Annotated in this window: 18 protein-coding genes; 6 read left to right on the top strand and 12 right to left on the bottom strand. The window is 68.0% G+C overall.

Annotated elements, in window-relative coordinates; translation table 11 throughout:
• From H9656_RS09070 to H9656_RS09055, 4 genes are all read right to left on the bottom strand, one after another.
• A complete protein-coding gene (locus H9656_RS09070) occupies nucleotides 1-1,497 on the bottom strand; it encodes an amidohydrolase (protein WP_191743947.1) in 1,497 nt (498 codons plus the stop codon).
• Between the two features lie 116 nt (nucleotides 1,498-1,613).
• The gene (locus H9656_RS09065; RefSeq protein WP_191743946.1) at nucleotides 1,614-1,895 is read right to left on the bottom strand and encodes a DUF167 domain-containing protein; all 282 of its coding nucleotides are present in this window, start codon (nucleotides 1,893-1,895) and stop codon (nucleotides 1,614-1,616) included.
• A 270-nt stretch (nucleotides 1,896-2,165) separates the two neighbouring features.
• Nucleotides 2,166-3,095, bottom strand: a complete 930-nt coding sequence (locus H9656_RS09060; RefSeq protein ID WP_191743945.1) for an electron transfer flavoprotein subunit alpha/FixB family protein — start codon at nucleotides 3,093-3,095, stop codon at nucleotides 2,166-2,168.
• A complete protein-coding gene (locus H9656_RS09055) occupies nucleotides 3,095-3,859 on the bottom strand; it encodes an electron transfer flavoprotein subunit beta/FixA family protein (protein WP_191743944.1) in 765 nt (254 codons plus the stop codon). Before H9656_RS09055 ends, H9656_RS09060 begins: the two co-directional genes overlap by 1 nt.
• A gap of 125 nt (nucleotides 3,860-3,984) precedes the next feature.
• On the opposite strand from H9656_RS09055, the gene H9656_RS09050 reads away from it, so the two are divergent.
• Complete coding sequence (locus H9656_RS09050; protein WP_191743943.1) at nucleotides 3,985-4,326, top strand: hypothetical protein; 342 nt, start codon at nucleotides 3,985-3,987, stop codon at nucleotides 4,324-4,326.
• A gap of 10 nt (nucleotides 4,327-4,336) precedes the next feature.
• Here H9656_RS09050 and H9656_RS09045 read toward each other — a convergent pair whose 3' ends face one another.
• Both H9656_RS09045 and H9656_RS09040 read right to left on the bottom strand, forming a co-directional pair.
• Nucleotides 4,337-4,909, bottom strand: a complete 573-nt coding sequence (locus H9656_RS09045) for a cob(I)yrinic acid a,c-diamide adenosyltransferase (protein WP_191743942.1) — start codon at nucleotides 4,907-4,909, stop codon at nucleotides 4,337-4,339.
• 34 nt (nucleotides 4,910-4,943) lie between these two features.
• Nucleotides 4,944-5,147: a twin transmembrane helix small protein gene (locus tag H9656_RS09040; RefSeq protein ID WP_191743941.1), complete on the bottom strand. Its 204-nt coding sequence runs from the start codon at nucleotides 5,145-5,147 to the stop codon at nucleotides 4,944-4,946.
• A 141-nt stretch (nucleotides 5,148-5,288) separates the two neighbouring features.
• Between H9656_RS09040 and H9656_RS09035 the strand changes: the two genes are divergently transcribed.
• Together H9656_RS09035 and H9656_RS09030 are read left to right on the top strand one after the other, a co-directional pair.
• Nucleotides 5,289-7,448: a TonB-dependent receptor domain-containing protein gene (locus tag H9656_RS09035; RefSeq protein WP_191743940.1), complete on the top strand. Its 2,160-nt coding sequence runs from the start codon at nucleotides 5,289-5,291 to the stop codon at nucleotides 7,446-7,448.
• Between the two features lie 117 nt (nucleotides 7,449-7,565).
• Nucleotides 7,566-8,690, top strand: a complete 1,125-nt coding sequence (locus H9656_RS09030) for a hypothetical protein (RefSeq protein ID WP_191743939.1) — start codon at nucleotides 7,566-7,568, stop codon at nucleotides 8,688-8,690.
• A gap of 58 nt (nucleotides 8,691-8,748) precedes the next feature.
• Here H9656_RS09030 and ahcY read toward each other — a convergent pair whose 3' ends face one another.
• A complete protein-coding gene (gene ahcY, locus H9656_RS09025; RefSeq protein ID WP_191743938.1) occupies nucleotides 8,749-10,140 on the bottom strand; it encodes an adenosylhomocysteinase in 1,392 nt (463 codons plus the stop codon).
• Between the two features lie 224 nt (nucleotides 10,141-10,364).
• On the opposite strand from ahcY, the gene H9656_RS09020 reads away from it, so the two are divergent.
• Nucleotides 10,365-11,867, top strand: coding sequence for a globin-coupled sensor protein (locus H9656_RS09020; protein ID WP_191743937.1), 1,503 nt, complete (start codon nucleotides 10,365-10,367; stop codon nucleotides 11,865-11,867).
• 72 nt (nucleotides 11,868-11,939) lie between these two features.
• A complete protein-coding gene (gene bioB, locus H9656_RS09015) occupies nucleotides 11,940-12,956 on the top strand; it encodes a biotin synthase BioB (RefSeq protein WP_191743936.1) in 1,017 nt (338 codons plus the stop codon).
• Here the strand turns inward: bioB and H9656_RS09010 are convergent.
• Genes H9656_RS09010 through H9656_RS09000 form a run of 3 tightly spaced genes read right to left on the bottom strand, consistent with a single transcriptional unit; the run spans nucleotide 12,953 to nucleotide 14,565 of the window.
• Nucleotides 12,953-13,300: a hypothetical protein gene (locus H9656_RS09010; protein WP_191743935.1), complete on the bottom strand. Its 348-nt coding sequence runs from the start codon at nucleotides 13,298-13,300 to the stop codon at nucleotides 12,953-12,955. The two genes, bioB and H9656_RS09010, sit on opposite strands and share 4 nt — an antisense overlap.
• Nucleotides 13,301-13,351: 51 nt before the next feature.
• On the bottom strand, nucleotides 13,352-13,549 hold the full coding sequence (locus H9656_RS09005; protein ID WP_191743934.1) for a hypothetical protein: 198 nt from the start codon (nucleotides 13,547-13,549) through the stop codon (nucleotides 13,352-13,354).
• Between the two features lie 50 nt (nucleotides 13,550-13,599).
• A complete protein-coding gene (locus H9656_RS09000; protein WP_191743933.1) occupies nucleotides 13,600-14,565 on the bottom strand; it encodes a hypothetical protein in 966 nt (321 codons plus the stop codon).
• Between the two features lie 159 nt (nucleotides 14,566-14,724).
• Here H9656_RS09000 and H9656_RS08995 point away from each other — a divergent pair, with 159 nt between their 5' ends.
• Nucleotides 14,725-15,498 carry a CPBP family intramembrane glutamic endopeptidase gene (locus H9656_RS08995; protein WP_191743932.1) on the top strand — a complete coding sequence of 258 codons (774 nt, stop codon included), beginning with the start codon at nucleotides 14,725-14,727 and terminating at the stop codon, nucleotides 15,496-15,498.
• Between the two features lie 21 nt (nucleotides 15,499-15,519).
• Here H9656_RS08995 and H9656_RS08990 read toward each other — a convergent pair whose 3' ends face one another.
• Together H9656_RS08990 and H9656_RS08985 are read right to left on the bottom strand one after the other, a co-directional pair.
• Nucleotides 15,520-16,725, bottom strand: coding sequence for a divergent polysaccharide deacetylase family protein (locus tag H9656_RS08990; protein ID WP_191743931.1), 1,206 nt, complete (start codon nucleotides 16,723-16,725; stop codon nucleotides 15,520-15,522).
• Nucleotides 16,726-16,846: 121 nt separating this feature from the next.
• Nucleotides 16,847-18,289: a S41 family peptidase gene (locus tag H9656_RS08985; RefSeq protein ID WP_191743930.1), complete on the bottom strand. Its 1,443-nt coding sequence runs from the start codon at nucleotides 18,287-18,289 to the stop codon at nucleotides 16,847-16,849.
• Nucleotides 18,290-18,330 lie beyond the last annotated feature (41 nt).

The following is an 18,330-nucleotide window of genomic DNA, read 5'->3' as shown; positions in this document are numbered from 1 at the left end:
TCAGCGGGCTCCCTGGGCGACGCCAGCGGCGGACACGCCGAAGCCGGGCTGGCCCAGTTCAAAGTCGGACACGGGCTGGAAGGCGGGGTTGGCGCGGTCATAGGCTAGGCCGCCGTCGATGAACACCTGATCGGCGCGGGCGTAGATCGAGAAGGGATCGGCGCTCCAGATCACCACGTCGGCGCGCTTGCCGCTTTCCAGCGACCCCGTCTCCTTGTCGATGCCGATGGCCTTGGCCGCGTTTAGCGTGATCCAGCTGATGGCGTGTTCTTCGGAGATGTCCATCCCGGCGCGGCGACCGGCCGACAGGGCGGCGGCGGTTTCCTGGTTCAGGCGCTGGATCAGTTCGGCGTCGTCGGAGTGGATGACGGCGCACGAGCCTTCGGGCGCGTCGGTCAGGGCGGCGTTCTCCTCGATGCCGTCCAGGGCCTCCATCTTGAAGCCCCACCAGCCGGTCCACATCGCCGCGCAGACGCCTTCGCGGGCCAGCAACGGGGCGACCTTGTAGGCCTCGACCGCGTGGTGGAAGGTGGTGATCTTGTAGCCGAACTCCTTGGCCACATCGAGCATCACCGCCATCTCGTCGGCGCGGTAGCAGTGGTTCTGGACCAGGATCGACCCGTCCAGAACGCCCGCCAGGGTCTCAAGCTGCAGGTTGCGGGTCGGGGGCGTGCCCTGGCCCGTCTCGCGCCACTTGTCCCACTTCTCTTTGTAGTCCTGCGCCGCGATGAAGGCGGTGCGATAGCCCGCGACATTGCCCATGCCGGTGGCCGGCGACTGGTTGCGCGAGCCATAGACGCGGCTCGGGTTCTCGCCGCAGGCCATCTTCAGGCCGTAGGGGGCGTTCGGGAACTTCATCCCCTGCATGGTGACCGACGGCACGTTGCGCACGGTCACGCCGCGGCCGCCGAACAGGTTAGCCGAGCCGGGCAGGATATGCGCCGTCGTCACACCGCCCGCGCGGGCGGTGTTGAAGCCGGGGTCTTGCGGCCAGATCGAGTGCTCGGCCCAGACCTGGGCCGTGTTGGGATTGGTGGCCTCGTTGCCGTCGCTCATCCCCTGCACGCCCGGCGAAGGATAGACGCCCAAGTGGCTGTGGATGTCGATGATGCCCGGAGTGACGAAGCGGCCGCGCGCGTCCACCACCTGGTGGCCGGCCGGCACCGGGGTGTCCGCCCCGCCCACAGCGGCGATGCGGCCGTCGGTGACGACGACGACGCCGCCCTCGATTTTCTGGCCGGCTCCGGTCAGCACCGTGGCGCCGACGATGGCCATGTTCTGGCGCGGCAGGCCGCGATAGGTCGAGGGATAGGGGTCCTGATTGGTCCAGCCGTCCAGGCCGGCCGCCATCGTCCGGTCCTTGGACGAGGACGAAGCCGAAGCGGTCGGCGTCTGCGACGCGGCGTCGCCGGTCGTGGCGCAGGCCGAAAGGCTGAGCGCGCCGAGCGCGCAGGTGAGGACAGCGAGGCTTGGACCCCGCAGGCGACTGAACAACATGGGCGAGCCCCCTCGCGCCCGCGAACGGCGGGCAAACAATGGGCCGTATACAATCGACTGTTTCCGTCAGGGTAAAGCTTTAAAAGCCCCGGCTCGCGGCAAAATCATCGCCGCCTTCAGCGGGTGTCCAGACGGGTCCGCGCTTCCGCGTCGTCCAGGCCCTCGACCTCGATCATCTTCAGTCGCGACTGGCCGCCGCGCGCCAGCGTCACGTCGCGTTTGGGCACGCCCAGCGCCTTGGCAAGAAAGGCGATCAGGGCGGTGTTGGCTTCGCCCTCGACCGGCTGGGCCCGGACGCGGACCTTCAGCACCGGGCGGTCGTCCGGGTCGACGTCCCAGCCGTCGATGCGGTCGGCCGAGGCGCGCGGGGTCAGCTTGACGGGGATGCGGGCGGTCATGGGAGGTGTTTGGCCCAAGGAGGAGAAAGGTCCAAATTTTCGTCATTCCCCGGCAAGCCGCCCAGCGGCGCAGACCGGGGAACCCAGCGGCGCCCGTCAGGGCGAAAAACTCCACGCGCCACCCTTGCCGTAAATATCGCCTTCGGCGCCGCTGGGTCCCCCGGTCTCGCTTCGCTCGCCGGAGGACGACGAAAGAGAAGGCGTGCAAAAAGAAAACGCGCCGGACGATCCCTCGCCCGGCGCGCTTCCAACTCAGCGTGAAGCTCGCTCTCAGCCCAGAGCGGCCATCAGCTCCGGGACGACGGTCTTGTAGTCGCCCACGATACCGTAGTCGGCGACCTGGAAGATCGGGGCGTCGGCGTCCTTGTTGATGGCGACGATCACCTTGGAGTCCTTCATCCCGGCCAGGTGCTGGATGGCGCCCGAGATGCCGATGGCGATGTAGAGGGCCGGAGCCACGACCTTGCCGGTCTGCCCGACCTGATAGTCGTTGGGGGCGTAGCCCGCGTCGACCGCCGCGCGCGAGGCGCCGACGGCGGCGCCCAGCTTGTCGGCCAAGGGATCCATCACGGCGTGGAACTCTTCGGCCGAACCCAGGGCGCGGCCGCCCGAAACGACGATCTTGGCGGCGCCCAGTTCCGGGCGGTCCGACTTGACCATCTCTTCCGAGACGAAGGCGGTCTTGGGCGCTTCGCCGGCGGCGACGCTCTCGACCGGGGCCGAGCCGCCTTCGGCGGCGGCGGCGAAGGCCGTCGGGCGCACGGTGATGACCTTCTTGGCGTCGGCCGACTGGATCGTCTCCAGCGCGTTGCCGGCGTAGATCGGACGCACGAAGGTATCGCCCGAGACGACCTCGACGATGTCCGAGATCGGCGCGACGTCCAGCTTGGCGGCGATGCGCGGCGCGAAGTTCTTACCGTCGGTGTTGGCCGGGGTCAGGATGGCGTCGTAGTTACCGGCCAGCGGCAGGACGGTGGCCTCGACGGCCTCGGCCAGGCCGTGGGCGACGGCGTCGCCTTCGGCCAGCAGCACCTTGCGCACGCCCGAAATCTTGGCGGCGGCGTCGGCCACGCCCTGAGCGCCCTTGCCCAGGACCAGAACGTCCACGTCGGACGACAGCGCCAGGGCGGCCGTCACCGTCTTGTGGGTGGTGTCGCGAACGGCCGAGCCGTCGTGGTCGGCGATGACGAGAACGGCCATTACAGAACCCCTGCGTCTTTGAGCTTGGAAACCAGTTCGGCCGCATCGGCGACCTTGACGCCCGCCGAACGCTTCGGCGGCTCCGTCACCTTCAGCACCTTGAGGCGGTCGGCCGTATCGACGCCGTAGTCGGCGACCGCCTTCATGGCGATCTCCTTCTTCTTGGCCTTCATGATGTTCGGCAGCGACGCATAGCGCGGCGTGTTCAGGCGCAGGTCGACCGAGACCACGGCGGGCAGGTCGGCCGCAACCGTCTGCAGGCCGCCGTCGACTTCACGGGTGACGACAGCCTTGCCGCCCTCGATGACCAGCTTGCCGGCGAAGGTGGCCTGCGGCCAGTCCAGCAGGGCGGCCAGCATCTGACCGACCGCATTGTTGTCGCCGTCGATCGACTGCTTGCCCAGCAGGACCAGATCCGGCTTCTCCTCGTCGACCACGGCCTTCAGCACCTTGGCGACGGCCAGCGGCTCCAGGTCCGTGTCCGACTGCACCAGGACGCCGCGATCGGCGCCCATGGCCAGGGCGGTGCGGATGGTTTCCTGAGCCTGGGTCACGCCGATGGAGACGACGACGATCTCGGTCGCCGTGCCTGCGGCATGGTGTTCCTTGCCTTCCTTCAGACGCACGGCCTCTTCGACGGCGATTTCGTCGAACGGGTTCATGCTCATCTTGACGTTGGCCAGGTCGACGCCGGTCTGGTCCGCTTTCACGCGAGCCTTGACGTTGGAGTCGATCACCCGTTTCACCGGGACGAGTACCTTCATGAGACTATCCACTTGGTCATCGAAATATCGGCCGAGGGATTGGACCGACGAGACCGACCTGTCAACGTAACGCTACGTGAACTGCGGTCGTGTCGCGGGCGCGTTTTTGATCTATTGAGACCGGCATGAAACGCTTCCTGACGATCCGTCGCCTCAGCTTTATTTTCTTCAGCCTGTTTGCGGTGACGCTGGCGGGGCTGTTTATCCTGCAGCGTTTCTGGGTCGATCCGGGCGAGCGTTGCGCCGCCAAGGGCTATTGGTACGACCTGGAGACGCGCATCTGCGCCCAGCCCATCTATATCCCCGACATCACCAAACGGCCCGAAGGCATGTCCCGCGCCGAAGCCTCGGCTGAGGGCAACCGCGACCTGGTCAAGCTGGAAGACCAGATCGCCGCCGACAAGCGCGCCCGGGGCGCCGCCACCGAGGCCGAACGCAAGCGGGTCAAGGCGCTGCAGTCGCAGTAGGGCCCGCGCCTCAGCGCGTCGCGCCGGGCCGCCACAGGACATCGGCGGCGCCGTTGGCGTTGGCGCGCCGGGCCGCCACGAACAGATGGTCCGACAGGCGGTTCAGATAGCGCACCGCCTCGGGGTTCACCGTCTCGCCCGCTTCGACCAGCCGCACGGCGTCGCGCTCGGCCCGGCGGCAGACGGTCCGCGCCAGATGCAGGTGCGCCGACAGCGGCGAACCGCCTGACAGGATGAAGCTGTCCAGCGGCTTGAGGCTTTCGTTCATCCAGTCGATCTCGCTTTCCAGCCGCTCGACCTGAGAGGCGATGATGCGCAGGGCCTCCCACTTGGGCGCGGGCTCCAGCGGCGTGGCCAGATCGGCGCCCAGATCGAACAGTTCATTCTGAATCCGGCCCAGCATGGCGTCGATGCGGTCGTTCTGGCCGCTGTGCAGCCGGGCCACGCCGATGACGGCGTTCAGTTCATCCACCCCGCCATAGGCCTCGACCCGCAGATCGGTCTTGGACACCGGCGCGCCCGAGGCCAGCCGCGTCTGACCGGCGTCCCCGGTGCGGGTATAGATCTTGTTCAGCGTCACCATGGCGCGCCCTCCCCTGTCTCCGCCGCCGCCGGCCTCAGCCCGCGTGCGTGCGCTTCAGCCACATTCCGATCATCAGCAGCAGCACCGCCACCGCCTGCAGGGCCACGCGCCACCGCATCAGCTTGTTGGACCGCACGTCGGCGCCCTCGCCCCCGCGCTGCAGGTTGTACAGGCCCAGGCCCAGGGTGATCGCGACGGCGGCCACGACGATGAGGATCAGGATGTCGATGATGTCCATGAGCGCTTCTTAGGCCCGGGCGCATTTGCGCGCCAGTCGTGTCGCACCACTGCCGCAAATGCGACCTATTCGCACACCCCTATTGCCAAGCAGTTGCGAGTGCTGTTGAGAAGCGTTCTCATTTCTGAAGGCCTCCTACGCATGTCCTGCTTCCGCGTTTCCCGCCGCTCGTCCCTGCTGGCCGCCAGCGCCATGATGACTCTCGCGGGCGCCGCGCCCGCCCTGGCCGAAGAGGCCGTCGACGTGGTGGACGAGCAGGCGCACAAGGTCGCCGACGTCGTCGTCACCGCCTCTGGCTTCGAACAGAAGATCACCCAGGCGCCCGCCTCGATCAGCGTGCTCCCGCGTGAGGAGATCGAAGAGCTTCGCGCCACGTCGATCGCCGAGATCCTGAACAACATCGAGGGCGTGGACACCGGCTCAGGCGTGGGCAAATCGGGCGGCCAGACCATCAATATCCGCGGCATGGGCCCGGACTACACCCTGATCCTGATCGACGGCCGCCGCCAGAACACGGCCGGCAGCGTGACGCCGAACGGGTTCAACGAAACGGCCAACAGCTTCCTGCCGCCGGTGTCGGCCATCGAGCGGGTCGAGGTGGTGCGCGGACCGGTCGCCACCCTGTACGGCTCGGACGCCATGGGCGGCGTCGTCAACATCATCACCCGCAAGGTCGGCGACGCCTGGACCGGCTCGGCCTCGGCCAACTACACGCTGCAGGGCGACGACGAGTTCGGCGACTTCTGGGGGATCAACGGCTACGCCTCCGGCCCGCTGATCGCCGACCGCCTCGGCCTGGCCCTGCGCGGCTCGTGGTCCGAGCGCGAGCAGTCGGACCTGAAGTATCGCGACGTGAACGGCGACGAGGTCGACGTCACCGGCTTCGGCCGCAGCGCCACCGCCTATGAAATCTGGACCCTCGGCGCCCGCCTCAGCCTGACGCCGAACGCCGACCACGACCTGTGGCTGGACGTCGACGCGGGCAGCCAGTGGTACGACAACGCCAAGGGCCAGATGGGAACCAACACCGTCGCCGGCGGCTACAAGGACTTCCTGGAGTTCAACCGCGAGCAGTACCTGCTGGCCCACAACTGGCGCTTCAGCTTCGGCACGCTGGAATCCACCCTCTCGCACAACAAGACCGAGACTCTGGGCCGCCTGATCCCCCGCGGCGTTCCCGGCGCCGGCGGCGACCGCACCCTTGAGACGACTACCACCCTGTTCGACACCAAGCTGAACAGCCAGTGGCGCGACCACACCTTCACCGTCGGCGGCCAGTATATGGACGCCGAGATGATCGACGGCGTGGCGACCGGCAACTTCACCTTCGAGCAGTGGGCCCTGTTCGCCGAAGACGAATGGCGCCTGCGCGACGACCTGGCCCTGACCCTCGGCCTTCGCTACGACGAGCATTCCAGCTTTGGCGATCACGTCAGCCCCCGCGCCTATCTGGTGTGGAACGCCGACGATCAATGGACGCTGAAGGGCGGCGTCAGCGGCGGTTACAAGACCCCGCGCCTGGAGCAACTGACCCCCGGCATCAACGGCTTCGGCCGCCAGGGCGCCCTGCCGCTGATCGGCAGCCCCGGCCTGACCCCGGAGACGAGCGTCGCCTATGAGTTCGGCGTCTATTTCGACAACGGCTCGACCTTCCGCGCCAACGCCACCGTCTTCCGCAACGATTTCGAGGACAAGATCGCCTCGGGCCAGCCGATCGCCAACTGCACCTTCGGCCTGAGCCAGGCCCAGTATGACGCCGGCGACTACGCCAAGACAGGCTGCGCCGACGTCGGCTTCTGGTCCGCGATTCCCGAATTCGGCCAGAGCGTAAACATCGATGAGGCCACGACCCAGGGGCTTGAGGTCGCCGCGCGCTGGCGCTTCGCCGACGCCTGGAGCCTGCACGGCAACTACACCTACACCGACAGCGAGCAGAAGACCGGCTCGCAGGCCGGCCAGCCCCTGACCGACACGCCCGAGCACATGATCAACGCCCAGCTGCGCTGGCAGCCGACCGACCGCCTGTCGACCTGGGTGCGCGGCGAATACCGCTCCGAGCGCTGGCGCGGCGAAGGCGCCGCCCGCGACGCCCTGGGCGACTTCAAGGCCTATGAGCTGTTCCACATCGGCGGCTCGTATGAGGTCAACGACCGGGTGACGCTCAACGCGGCCATCTACAACCTGTTCGACAAGGACTTCGTGCGCCTGGCTCCCTATGGGACGCCGGTCGCCTATTCGCCGGAGTACGCCAACAACCAGGAGCCCCGCCGGCTTTGGATGTCAGTGACGACGACCTTCTAATACCCTCTTCAGTTTCCTCCCCGACTGACCGGGCCGCCTTCTTCGGGAAGCGGCCCGTTTTTTTGGCCGTCAGCAAACTAAGCCGTTTGGTCACCTTTTGGGGGCATGGTGGTCGCCATGACCGATCGCGCCATTCGAAATCTCGAACATTTGCGCCGCACAGCCTCGACCGCGCGCGTGTTGAATCTGCTCAAGGTCTATGATGAGCACGGCGACACCGATGACTGGGCGGAGCGCCCGATGTTCCGCACCCCCGCGCTGAACCGCTGCCTGATCATCAAGCACCGGCTGCGGCGCAACGAGACCGACGCCTTCCCCGGACGTCGTCAGGTCGCGACCAAGATCGTGGTGCCGATCGACAGCACCGACCTGAAGACCGGCGGCCGCTTCATCTTCGTCAATCAGATCGGCTTCGAGCGGGCCATGCAGGAGGCGTTCGGCGTCGACCCCGAGCACCCGGACCTGAAGACGCTGCGGCTGATGGACCGATTGCCGTCGCTGGATCCCTTCCTGCTGCGCGAGCAGTTGCGGCGCGGCGGCGTGGACGCCGCAGCCTGCTATTTCGCCCTCAGCGAAGCGGACCTGGAGCGAATGCTGGAGTTCGTCCAAGGCGAGATCGAACCCCTGGTCACGCTCAGCCTCGGCGAAGGCGTGGTGGCGGCCGGCTCGACAGCCCGCATGGCGGCGAAAATTCTCTCCAACGCCCCCGGCGACCGGCTTGAGGCGCTGCGCCTCACGCTGAAGCTGGAGCCGGAGCAGTATCAGGAGGGCGTCTTCTGCTGGAAGGGCTTCCTCTATTACAAATGGGCGCTCAGCAGCCTGATGGCCGACATCGTCCACGTCGCCGACGAGGTGATAACCGTGAAGCCCGTCGGCCCCAGCGATCGCGCCGCCGCCGAATACATCCAGCGCGGGCGCGGGGTCCTGCGCGGCCGGATCATGACCACCTGCGACGAAGTCAGCCGCACCTTGCGCTATTACGACGACGCCTATGCGGGGCTGACGCGCGAAGGCAATCCGACGGCGTTTCGCGACTTCCTGCTGGAGGCGCCCGCCATGTTCACCCGCCTGGGCGACCAGTTGGGCGCAGTGCAGCACATCGTCAGCTTCTGGCGCTTCCGCTTCAATCCAAAGTCCCCGCCGGTCGGCGTGGACGAACTGATCGACATCTTCATGGACTTCGAGACCGGCCTGATGGGACGCGGACCGGACGAGTTCGATCCGCGCGATATCGCGGCGTAACGAAAAACCCCGCGCTGTCGCCAGCGCGGGGTTCTGCTTTTCAGACCTGAAGCCGGTCTTAGTAGCGGTAGTGTTCCGGCTTGAACGGGCCCTGGACCGGCACATTGATGTAGTCGGCCTGTTCCGGGTTCAGCGTCGTCAGCTTGGCGCCCAGCTTGGCCAGGTGCAGGAAGGCGACCTTCTCGTCCAGGTGCTTGGGCAGGGTGTAGACCTTGTTCTCGTACTTGGCGGCGTTGGTCCAAAGCTCGATCTGGGCCAGGGTCTGGTTGGTGAAGGACGCCGACATCACGAAGGACGGGTGGCCCGTGGCGTTGCCCAGGTTCACCAGACGGCCTTCCGACAGCAGGATGATCTTCTTGCCGTCCGGGAACTCGACGTGGTGGACCTGATCCTTGATCTTGTCCCACTTGAAGTTCTTCAGGCCGGCGACCTGAATCTCAGAGTCGAAGTGGCCGATGTTGCAGACGATGGCGTTGTTGCGCATGGCGCGCATGTGCTCGACGCGGATGACGTCCTTGTTGCCCGTGGTGGTGACGAAGATGTCGGCCTTGTCGGCGACGTCTTCCAGGGTCTGGACCTCATAGCCTTCCATCGCTGCCTGCAGGGCGCAGATCGGGTCGATTTCCGTCACGATCACGCGGGCTCCGCCGTTGCGAAGCGAAGCGGCCGAGCCCTTGCCCACGTCGCCGTAGCCGCAGACCACCGCCACCTTGCCCGACAGCATGACGTCGGTGCCGCGACGGATGGCGTCGACCAGCGATTCACGGCAGCCGTACAGGTTGTCGAACTTGGACTTGGTAACGCTGTCGTTGACGTTGATGGCGGGGAAGGGCAGCTCGCCGCGCTCGGCCATCTGATACAGGCGGTGGACGCCCGTGGTCGTCTCTTCCGACACGCCGCCAATGGCGTCGCGGATGGCCGAGTAGAAGCCCGGCTTCTCCTGCAGATAGCGCTTCATGACCGAGAAGAGGGCTTCCTCTTCCTCGTTCTGCGGGTTGTCGAGGACGGAAGCGTCCTTCTCGGCCTTCGGACCCAGCACGCACAGCAGGGTGGCGTCGCCGCCGTCATCCAGGATCAGGTTCGGATAGCCGCCGTCCGCCCATTCGAAAATCTTGTGGGCGTATTCCCAATATTCGACCAGGTTCTCGCCCTTGAAGGCGAACACCGGCGTGCCCGACGCGGCGATGGCGGCGGCGGCGTGGTCCTGGGTCGAGAAGATGTTGCACGAGGCCCAGCGCACTTCGGCGCCCAGGGCTTCCAGCGTCTGGATCAGCACGGCCGTCTGGATGGTCATGTGCAGGGAGCCGGCGATGCGCGCGCCCTTCAGCGGCTGGGCGGCGCCGTACTCGTCGCGCAGCGCCATCAGGCCCGGCATTTCGGTTTCGGCGATGGCGATTTCCTTGTTGCCGAAGTCGGCCAGGGAGATGTCGCGGACGATGTAGTCGGTCATGCTGAAATGTCTTTCGGCCACTGTCGGGGTATCGTCGCCGCTATAGCGCGGCGCGGCTGCCGGGGCAATCAAGACATAAGGATGTCTTTATATGACCGCCCAGCCACGCCCCCGGGCGCCGATTAAGGAAATTTACGCAATCGCGCCTTAACCCGACGAATACCCTCTTGGCGACAAGGGGTATTGGGCCCTCCCCCGCCCCGTCGTTGAAACGAGTTTGCGTCATGGCTTCCCACGAGATCGACCGCCGTATGCATTTCATGGGGCTGGGACGGCCGACCGCCGGTTACAGCGTCGTCTCGGGCCTGCTGCGCCGCTCCGTCCCTCTGGCCCTGGCCGCCTTCTACGACCGGGTGCGCGCCGAGCCGGAAACCCGCCGCTTCTTCCGTGACGAAGGCCATATCGCCGCCGCCAGCAACGCCCAGCAGCATCACTGGGACGCCATCATCGAAGGCCGCGCCGACGAGGACTACGCCGTCTCGGTGCGCACCATCGGCCGGGTGCACGCCCGCATCGGCCTTGAGCCGCGCTGGTACATCGGCGGCTACAGCGTCATCCTGGCCCACCTCACCCGCGCCATCGTCGAACGCCCCAGGAAGCTGTTCGCCAACCGACGCGAGCATGACCGGATCACCTCCGAGGCCGTGGCCGAACTGACCCAGCGGGTCATGCTGGACATGGAACTGGCCATCTCCATCTATCTGGACGCCTTGCAGGAAGAGCGCGATCGCGTTCAGGCCGAGCACGCCGCCGCCGAAGCGCGTCAGGCCGAGGTCGTGCGCGCCCTGGGCGCCGCCCTGCATAGCCTGGCCGACAACGACCTGTCGGTGACCATCCCCGAGGTCTTCCCCGAGCAATACCGCTCGCTGCAGAACGACTTCCACGCCGCGACCCGCGCCCTGCGCACGGCTGTGCGCGCCGTTGCCGACAGCGTCGAGAGCCTGAGCGCCGGCTCCAGCCAGTTGGCCGTCGCCTCCGAGGACCTGGCCAGCCGCACCGAGCGTCAGGCCGCCAATCTGGAGCGCACCGTCAGCGAGGCCGACGCCATCGCCCGTCAGGTCGCCTCGACCGCCGACGGCGCGCGCCAGACCGCCGAAGCCCTGGCCGCCGCCCGCGCCGACGTCGAGCACACGACCCAGGTGGTCGGCGATGCGGTCAGCGCCATCCACGCCATCGCCGAATCCTCGACCGAAATCGCCCGCTTCACCAGCCTGATCGACGAGATCGCCTTCCAGACCAACCTACTGGCGCTGAACGCCGGGGTCGAGGCCGCCCGCGCGGGCGACGCCGGCCGCGGCTTCGCCGTGGTGGCGCAGGAAGTGCGCGCCCTGGCCCAGCGCTCGTCCGAAGCGTCCGGCGAGATCCGCGCCCTGATCTCCACCTCCTCGGCCCAGGTCGCCCGCGGGGTCGATCTGGTCGAGCGCACCGGCGCGGCGCTGGAGCGCATCGGCGCCAAGGTCTCGGCCGTCGACGGCCTGGCTGGCGGCATCGCCGGCTCGGCCCAGGAACAGTCGGAGGGCCTGGCCCGCGTTCGCCGCGCCATGGGCGAGATGGACGACATCACCCAGCAGAACGCCGCCATGACCGAGGAAGCCACCGCCGCGGCCCGCCAGTTGGCCAATGAGGCGCTCAGCCTGAACCAGCAGGTCGGCCGCTTCCGCCTGGACCGCCCCGTCGCCGACGCCCGCAAGGCCTCGGGGCCCGCCGGCCCGCGCCTGGTCGCCTAACCGGGTTCGCCTCTTCACCCTTGGTGCGCCCGCGCCGGCTTGTTACAGCAACGCCTCGCCTTGGAGGACCTCATGGCTGACGACGCTTCGTTCCGACCCGCCCGCGATCTCTCGATCCCTCGCCACGACTGGACGCTGGACGAGGTCGAGGGCCTGTTCGCCCGCCCCTTCATGGAGCTGGTGTTCGAGGCGGCGACGGTGCACCGGCGCACCTTCGACCCGAACGAAGTGCAGAAGTCCCAGTTGCTGTCGGTCAAGACCGGCGGCTGCGCCGAGAACTGCGGCTACTGCTCGCAATCGGCCAGCTTCAAGACCGGGCTCAAGGCTGAAAAGCTGATGGAGCCGACCGCCGTCATCGCCGAGGCCATGGCGGCCAAGGCGGGCGGGGCCAGCCGCTTCTGCATGGGCGCCGCCTGGCGCGAGCTGAAGGACCGCGACACGCCCAAGCTGGCGGCCATGATCTCGGGCGTGAAGGCCCTGGGTCTGGAGACCTGCGCGACGCTGGGGATGCTGAACGCCGACCAGGCGAAACAGCTGAAGGAGGCGGGTCTCGACTACTACAACCACAACCTCGACACCGGGCCTGAGTACTACGCCGAGGTGGTGACGACCCGCACCTATCAGGACCGGCTGGAGACGCTGCAACACGTCCGCGACGCAGGCATGTCGACCTGCTGCGGCGGCATCGTCGGCATGGGCGAGAAGCGCCGCGACCGCGCCGGCCTGCTGCACGCCCTGGCCACCCTGCCCGTCCATCCCGACAGCCTGCCGGTCAACGCCCTGGTCCCCGTCGGCGGCACGCCGCTGGGCGAGCGGGTGCTGAAGGAAGGCGAGATCGACCCGATCGAGTTCGTCCGCACCGTCGCCGTCGCCCGCCTGGTCTGCCCCAAGTCGATGGTGCGCCTGTCGGCCGGCCGCGAAGGCATGACGCCGGAAATGCAGGCCCTGTGCTTCCTGGCCGGCGCCAACTCCATCTTCGTCGGCGGCAAGCTCTTGACCACGCCGAACCCGGAAGAGGACGACGACGCCAAGCTGTTCGCCCTGCTGGACCTCAAGCCCATGCCGCTGAAGAGCGAGGCGCGGGCCTAGACACCTTCGGCCCGGCGCCCGCGCCCCACCAGCCAGAGGTGCAGGGCGTGGACGCCGACCCAGGCTAGCCCCATGACAATCAGGACGCCAAAGTAGAGCCGGGCGTCCGAGCCCTCCAGCGGCCCCAGCAGGCTCGCCAGCGCCGTCGGGATCAGGGTCAGTGTCGCCAGAACGGGGGTCAGCGTCAGAGCGACATCGCGCGGCGCCCGCCAGGTCGGCCGCCCGTCGAAACCCCACTGCATCGGCAGCCGGGCCTCACGAGGTAGGCCCCTCGCGGCGCGTCGCGACATCAGCAACAGCACGCCGACGTAGGCGAGAGCCAGAAGAAGAGCGAGCGTCGTCATTAGCGCAGACGACCACAGCTTCCGCAGGCGATCAAGCCGGAAGCCTTGCGCCTACTTGCTCATCCAGGGCCGCGAGGCTCCGCTCTTCACGCGCGCTGCCTGCTCACGCTGGAAGCGGCCGCCGCGCGGCGGCTTGGGGCGCGCGTCGATGCCCGCCTTCTTGATGCGCAGCGCCCGCTGAAGGGGCGTTTCGCCGGGAACGGCGTCCGCCGGTTCGGCGGCGGGGGCGTGATCGTCATCTGTGCTCATGCTCAGTATGTAACACGACAGCGCATGCAGGACTGAGGTTTTGCTTTCCGTCAGGGCTGGCGTCGCGCAATCAGTTCGCCTCGCGTCATCACATCGATGACAGCAGTCGCTTGGGCCGAAGCCGACCGCCTTTGCGCGCGAGGCGCGTAAAGCGCCGCCAGATAGGACCGGTCCCAGTCGCTCAGTCCGGCAGGAACGCTTCCCGAGAACAGGTTCAGGACCGTGTCAAACCCCGTCGTGTCGGCGCTGGCGTCGATCTGCGCCAAGGCGATCATGGAAACGTAGTCGGCAAGCTGCGTCGTATTAACCGAACCGATCAAGTCGATATCGACGATGACAATCACCTTGAAGAGCGTCTCCACCACGGCCGCATTCACGCGCGCTGCGCCTGCTCGACGCCTAACAGTCGGGGCAGCCCCTATCGCGCAGTCGCCGGGGCTGCACCCCAGCATTTCGGCGATGTCCTTGTCGACATAACCACCTGCGATGTCGCCCGGCGCCCGGACCGCGCGCTCCCCCGTGTCCGGGTCCGTTGGTATGCTTAGCGACCACCATCGCACAGGTCGCTGCTCGGATAGGAAGGCATCAAACGCCGCCTGGCCGCGATCCCACCCCGTGATGTTCTGGCGAAAGAGCTTCGGGTTCGCCCGGTTCAAGCTTTGCGCCGTCTCCCGACCGTCTTCGACGAAAACGACGACGAGGTTGCTCGTGCAGCCCGGATCCCCGGTTCGAAGTCCTAGCTCGGCTGCGGTCCTGCTCACGCGATCAAGGATCGCCTGGGCGGCCTGCCGCTCGAGATTGATGACGCCAGGGCAGATAGGCCCTCGCCACTGCGCCAGAGAGCGCCCCGGAGAGGGCGCCGCCACTCGGCCGACGAAGTCACGCACAGCCTCGGGCGTCGCCCTGCCCTGAACGTTGATTTCCGGCAGGATGGTCGCATCGGGAGCCGGCGCCGTCTGGGCGGCGGCCGTCGTCGCCAGTCCGGAGATGGCCAGAGCGAGCAAGAGTTTCCGCATGTCAACGCCCGTCCTAACCTAGCCGCTCAAGCACAAAGAACATCGATAGACTACCTGATGCCCTCGAGTTGTCACCTTCGGCCGCGACGCCGGGTCCGGGCGCGCCCGATTAACGCGATTTCACTGGCGTACGCGTTTGCCTAACGGCAAAGCTTGATCATGACCTCGCCGCTCGCCCCGCCCCCGACGGACTTCCGACGCCCCTTCCGCCGCTGGTTCGCGTTCGACGTTCGGACTGGGCTGATCCTTCTGGCGCTCTTCGGCGTGACGCGCTTCGCCCTGGTCATGATGGCGAACGTCACCCGCGACTATGGCCTGGTGTCGGTCTTCTTCCTGGCCATGGCGTTGACGCCCCTGCTCCTGCTGACCCGGCCGGGGCGAGCGCGGATCGGGCTCAACTGGCGGCCGCGCCTGAAGGGTCTGGGCCTCGGCGTCCTGCTGGGCGCGGGCTGCTGCGCGGCGATGATCGCCACCGCCGCCCTGCTCTTCGGCCAAGGCGAGGACAACGCCTTCGTCTATGTGGCGCGAACCTACTCCGCCCTGCCCGATGGAATGAGCGACAGCCTGCGGCTGATCATGTTCGCGGTGTTCGCCCTGATCGGCATGACCTTCAGCCCCATCGGCGAGGAGCTGTTCTACCGGGGCTTGGTCCACGAATCCTTCGTCGCCCGGCTGGGCGAGAACCGCGCCGCCCTGATCGACGCCGCAGCCTTCGCCCTCGTCCATCTGGCCCATTTCGGCCTGGTGTGGCGTGCAGCCGGCTGGGCGTTGCTGCCGTGGCCGGCCCTGTGGTGGCTGTGCGGCCTGTTCGCCACCGCCCTGGCCTTCACCTGGGCGCGCCGGGCGAGCGGCTCGATCCTGGGCGCGGTCGCCGCTCACGCCGCCTTCAACCTCATGATGACCGCGTGGATCTTCTACGGGCTGAGGGTCTAGGCCACCCCGAAGAAGGCGGCGCTACCGCCCCGGCCGCCGCGTCATCGCCGAGGCGGGGGCCAACTGGAGACCACGGGCTTCGAGGCCGGCGGTCCAGCGGGCGGCGGCCTCGACGGTGACGGGGTAGGAGAAGCCGGTTCCCAGGGCCGAGCCGTGGGTCTTGGCGGCGGCCTCCAGGGCGTTGAACTGGCGCAGGATGGCGGCGGGGGTCTGCTCCTCGTCGACCACACGGTCGGCGCTGGCGCGGGCGAAGGCGCCGGGGCGGCGGCGCATCGAGCCGTCGTCGAGGAAGGCCAGACCCCGCTGGCGCAGATTGGTCATCAGGGCCGTCACGCCTTCATCCGAGGTCGCGAACCGGTCGCCCAGATAGTTGGTCACGCCGAAATAGCCGGTCGCGCGCGCCAGCAGCCAGTCCAGCTTGACCGACACGTCGTCAGCGCCGCCGGACGACAGCAGGGTGTAGGGGCCGGGGTCGTTGTCGGGATAGCCGGTCGGCTCCATCGGCAGTTCGATCATCACCTCATGGCCGTGGGCGCGGGCCAGGTCGATCCAGGTCTGCAACCCTTCGGCGTAGGGCACGAAGGACAGCGTCACCTCGGCCGGCAGCCGCTCGATCGCCGCGCGGGTCGTGGCGCTGTTCAGGCCCAGCCCCCCGACCACCAGCGCCACCATCGGCTTGCCGTTCGAGCGGAAGGGCCGGGCGTAGGCCTGAGCCGGAACGCGGCCGTCGGCGGCGATGCGCGGCAGCGGGCCGTTGGGGCCGGGCTGGAACAGGCCCGCGATCGGCGCCTTGGGCAGAGGATTGGACGGCGCGCGCACCGGGGCGGTGAAGCCCTGCCCCGAGGCCACGCTGGCGCCGTCCGGCAGGGTGATGAGGGCCTCGCCCATCATTCCCGCGCCTTCCTCGCCCAACAGGGCGGGATCGATAGGGCCGAGGTCCTGATAGATATCCAGACCGCTGAAGCCGAAGGCCTCGGCGCCGGTCGGGGCGGTCTCGGCGGCGGCGGGCCGCTCCAGCACCGCGCTGGCCGTCGGCGCGCCCGCGCGCGGGTCGCCCAGCACGGCGACGAACAGGGCCGCCGCGCCGATGACGAAGGCCCCGGCGGCGCCCGCCGCGACCGGCGGCTTCTTCAGGGCGTTCAGGACCGGGTCCATAGCGACGCGCGACCGGGGCTCCGGCGGCGCGCCTGCGGCGGCGGCGAGGGCGGACTGGCGCTTGGCGAACATGGTCAGGGCGACGGCTCAGGCTTGCAGGCGCCGCACAGACGCAGCGCCCCTCAGCCTCAGTTAAGCCCTGCGCCGGTTAAGAAACCCTAACGGCGCGTTCACCACGTTCGAGCTGCGCGCCTCAGTCCGTCTTCGGCTCGTTCCCCGGCGTGATTTCCGGGCCGCGCTGCGGCGCGACGGAGTCTTTCGGCGTAACCGTGACCTTGGGCGTTTCGGCCTGGGCGGTCTCGACCTTGTCCTGGCCCGGCTCGGTAATGACGATGCCCTCGGGCGCGGCGGCCAGCTTGGTCAGGTCGCCGCCGGCGCGCAGCACGTCCAGCGCCCGCTCCAGCTGATAGTCCTTGTCCTTGGCGTAGTCGGCGCCCGGCGCCTCGCGCGGGGTGTGCGGCCCCTTGCGCTCGGCCCCGATGGAGGAGTCCAGCGCCGTCGAATAAGCCGCCTCGGAATAGATGAAGCTGGAGCGCGAGACGATGCGCGCCTCGGCCTCGGAGCGGGCGACTTCCAGGTCCGGTTCGATGCCGATCTTCTGGATCGAGCGACCCGAGGGCGTGTAATAGCGCGCCGTGGTGATCGACAGGGCGCCGTCGCGCCCGCCGCGCAGCGGGATCACCGTCTGCACCGACCCCTTGCCGAAGCTGGTCAGGCCGACGACCGTCGCCCGCTCCTGATCCTTCAGGGCGCCCGCCACGATCTCGGACGCCGAAGCCGAGCCGTAGTTGATCAGCACCACGACCGGCAGGCCGCCGGTCAGGTCGCCCGGCTTGGCGGCGTAGCGTTCGATCTCCTCGGGCTTACGGCCGCGCTGGCTGACGATCTCGCCGCGCTCCAGGAAGGCGTCGGACACCTCGATGGCCGCCGTCAGCAGGCCGCCGCCGTTGTTGCGCAGGTCCAGCACATAGCCCTTCAGGCCCGGCTTCTCGCGCTTCAGCCGCTCGATGGTCTCGGTCAGCTCGCGGCCGGTATTCTCGTTGAAGGTCGAGACGCGCAGGTAGCCGAAGTCGCCTTCCAGACGGCCAGTGACGGATTCGACCTTGATGACCTCGCGGGTCAGCACGACCTCGCGCGGCTCTTCGCCATCGCGCAGGAAGGTGACGGTGACGCTGGTGCCGGTGGCCCCGCGCAGCTTGTCGGAGACCTCGGAGACGCTGAGGCCCGCCGCGTTCTGCCCGTTGACCGCGCTGATGACGTCGCCCGCCTGGACCCCGGCGCGGCCGGCCGGGCTGTCGTCCATCGGCGAGATGACCTTCACCAGGCCGCCCTCGGAGGTGATGGTCAGGCCGACGCCGGAATACTCGCCCGAGGTGCGCTCGCGCAGGTCGTCGAACCCCTTGGCGGGCAGGTAGTTGGAGTGCGGATCGAGCGCCGTCATCATCCCCTGCAGGGCGGCCTCGATCAGCTTCTTGTTGTCGACCGGAACGACATAGGCCTGCTCGACGATGCCCAGCACGTCGCCGAACATCTCGAGCATCCGGAAGGTCTCGTTGCGCGGAGTCTGGCTGGCGACAGCCGCCGCCGATCCGCCCAGCGCCAGGGCGGCGGCGCCCACGAGAAGCAGTTTACGCATTCGGTCTCTTTCCATCGGATCCGCTCTCGGCTCCGGTCGTC

Source organism: Brevundimonas guildfordensis (assembly GCF_014836405.1).
GTDB classification, from domain to species: Bacteria; Pseudomonadota; Alphaproteobacteria; order Caulobacterales; family Caulobacteraceae; genus Brevundimonas; species Brevundimonas guildfordensis.
Note: the sequence above shows the minus strand (reverse complement) of the source record. Positions and strands in the feature narration are given on the sequence as shown.

Excerpts from the sequence above, each read along its gene's own strand:
- H9656_RS09070 (WP_191743947.1), bottom strand. The coding sequence starts at position 1,497 with ATGTTGTTCAGTCGCCTGCGGGGTCCAAGCCTCGCTGTCCTCACCTGC.
- H9656_RS09065 (WP_191743946.1), bottom strand. The coding sequence starts at position 1,895 with ATGACCGCCCGCATCCCCGTCAAGCTGACCCCGCGCGCCTCGGCCGAC.
- H9656_RS09060 (WP_191743945.1), bottom strand. The coding sequence starts at position 3,095 with ATGGCCGTTCTCGTCATCGCCGACCACGACGGCTCGGCCGTTCGCGAC.
- H9656_RS09055 (WP_191743944.1), bottom strand. The coding sequence starts at position 3,859 with ATGAAGGTACTCGTCCCGGTGAAACGGGTGATCGACTCCAACGTCAAG.
- H9656_RS09050 (WP_191743943.1), top strand. The coding sequence starts at position 3,985 with ATGAAACGCTTCCTGACGATCCGTCGCCTCAGCTTTATTTTCTTCAGC.
- H9656_RS09045 (WP_191743942.1), bottom strand. The coding sequence starts at position 4,909 with ATGGTGACGCTGAACAAGATCTATACCCGCACCGGGGACGCCGGTCAG.
- H9656_RS09040 (WP_191743941.1), bottom strand. The coding sequence starts at position 5,147 with ATGGACATCATCGACATCCTGATCCTCATCGTCGTGGCCGCCGTCGCG.
- H9656_RS09035 (WP_191743940.1), top strand. The coding sequence starts at position 5,289 with ATGTCCTGCTTCCGCGTTTCCCGCCGCTCGTCCCTGCTGGCCGCCAGC.
- H9656_RS09030 (WP_191743939.1), top strand. The coding sequence starts at position 7,566 with ATGACCGATCGCGCCATTCGAAATCTCGAACATTTGCGCCGCACAGCC.
- ahcY (WP_191743938.1), bottom strand. The coding sequence starts at position 10,140 with ATGACCGACTACATCGTCCGCGACATCTCCCTGGCCGACTTCGGCAAC.
- H9656_RS09020 (WP_191743937.1), top strand. The coding sequence starts at position 10,365 with ATGGCTTCCCACGAGATCGACCGCCGTATGCATTTCATGGGGCTGGGA.
- bioB (WP_191743936.1), top strand. The coding sequence starts at position 11,940 with ATGGCTGACGACGCTTCGTTCCGACCCGCCCGCGATCTCTCGATCCCT.
- H9656_RS09010 (WP_191743935.1), bottom strand. The coding sequence starts at position 13,300 with ATGACGACGCTCGCTCTTCTTCTGGCTCTCGCCTACGTCGGCGTGCTG.
- H9656_RS09005 (WP_191743934.1), bottom strand. The coding sequence starts at position 13,549 with ATGAGCACAGATGACGATCACGCCCCCGCCGCCGAACCGGCGGACGCC.
- H9656_RS09000 (WP_191743933.1), bottom strand. The coding sequence starts at position 14,565 with ATGCGGAAACTCTTGCTCGCTCTGGCCATCTCCGGACTGGCGACGACG.
- H9656_RS08995 (WP_191743932.1), top strand. The coding sequence starts at position 14,725 with ATGACCTCGCCGCTCGCCCCGCCCCCGACGGACTTCCGACGCCCCTTC.
- H9656_RS08990 (WP_191743931.1), bottom strand. The coding sequence starts at position 16,725 with ATGTTCGCCAAGCGCCAGTCCGCCCTCGCCGCCGCCGCAGGCGCGCCG.
- H9656_RS08985 (WP_191743930.1), bottom strand. The coding sequence starts at position 18,289 with ATGCGTAAACTGCTTCTCGTGGGCGCCGCCGCCCTGGCGCTGGGCGGA.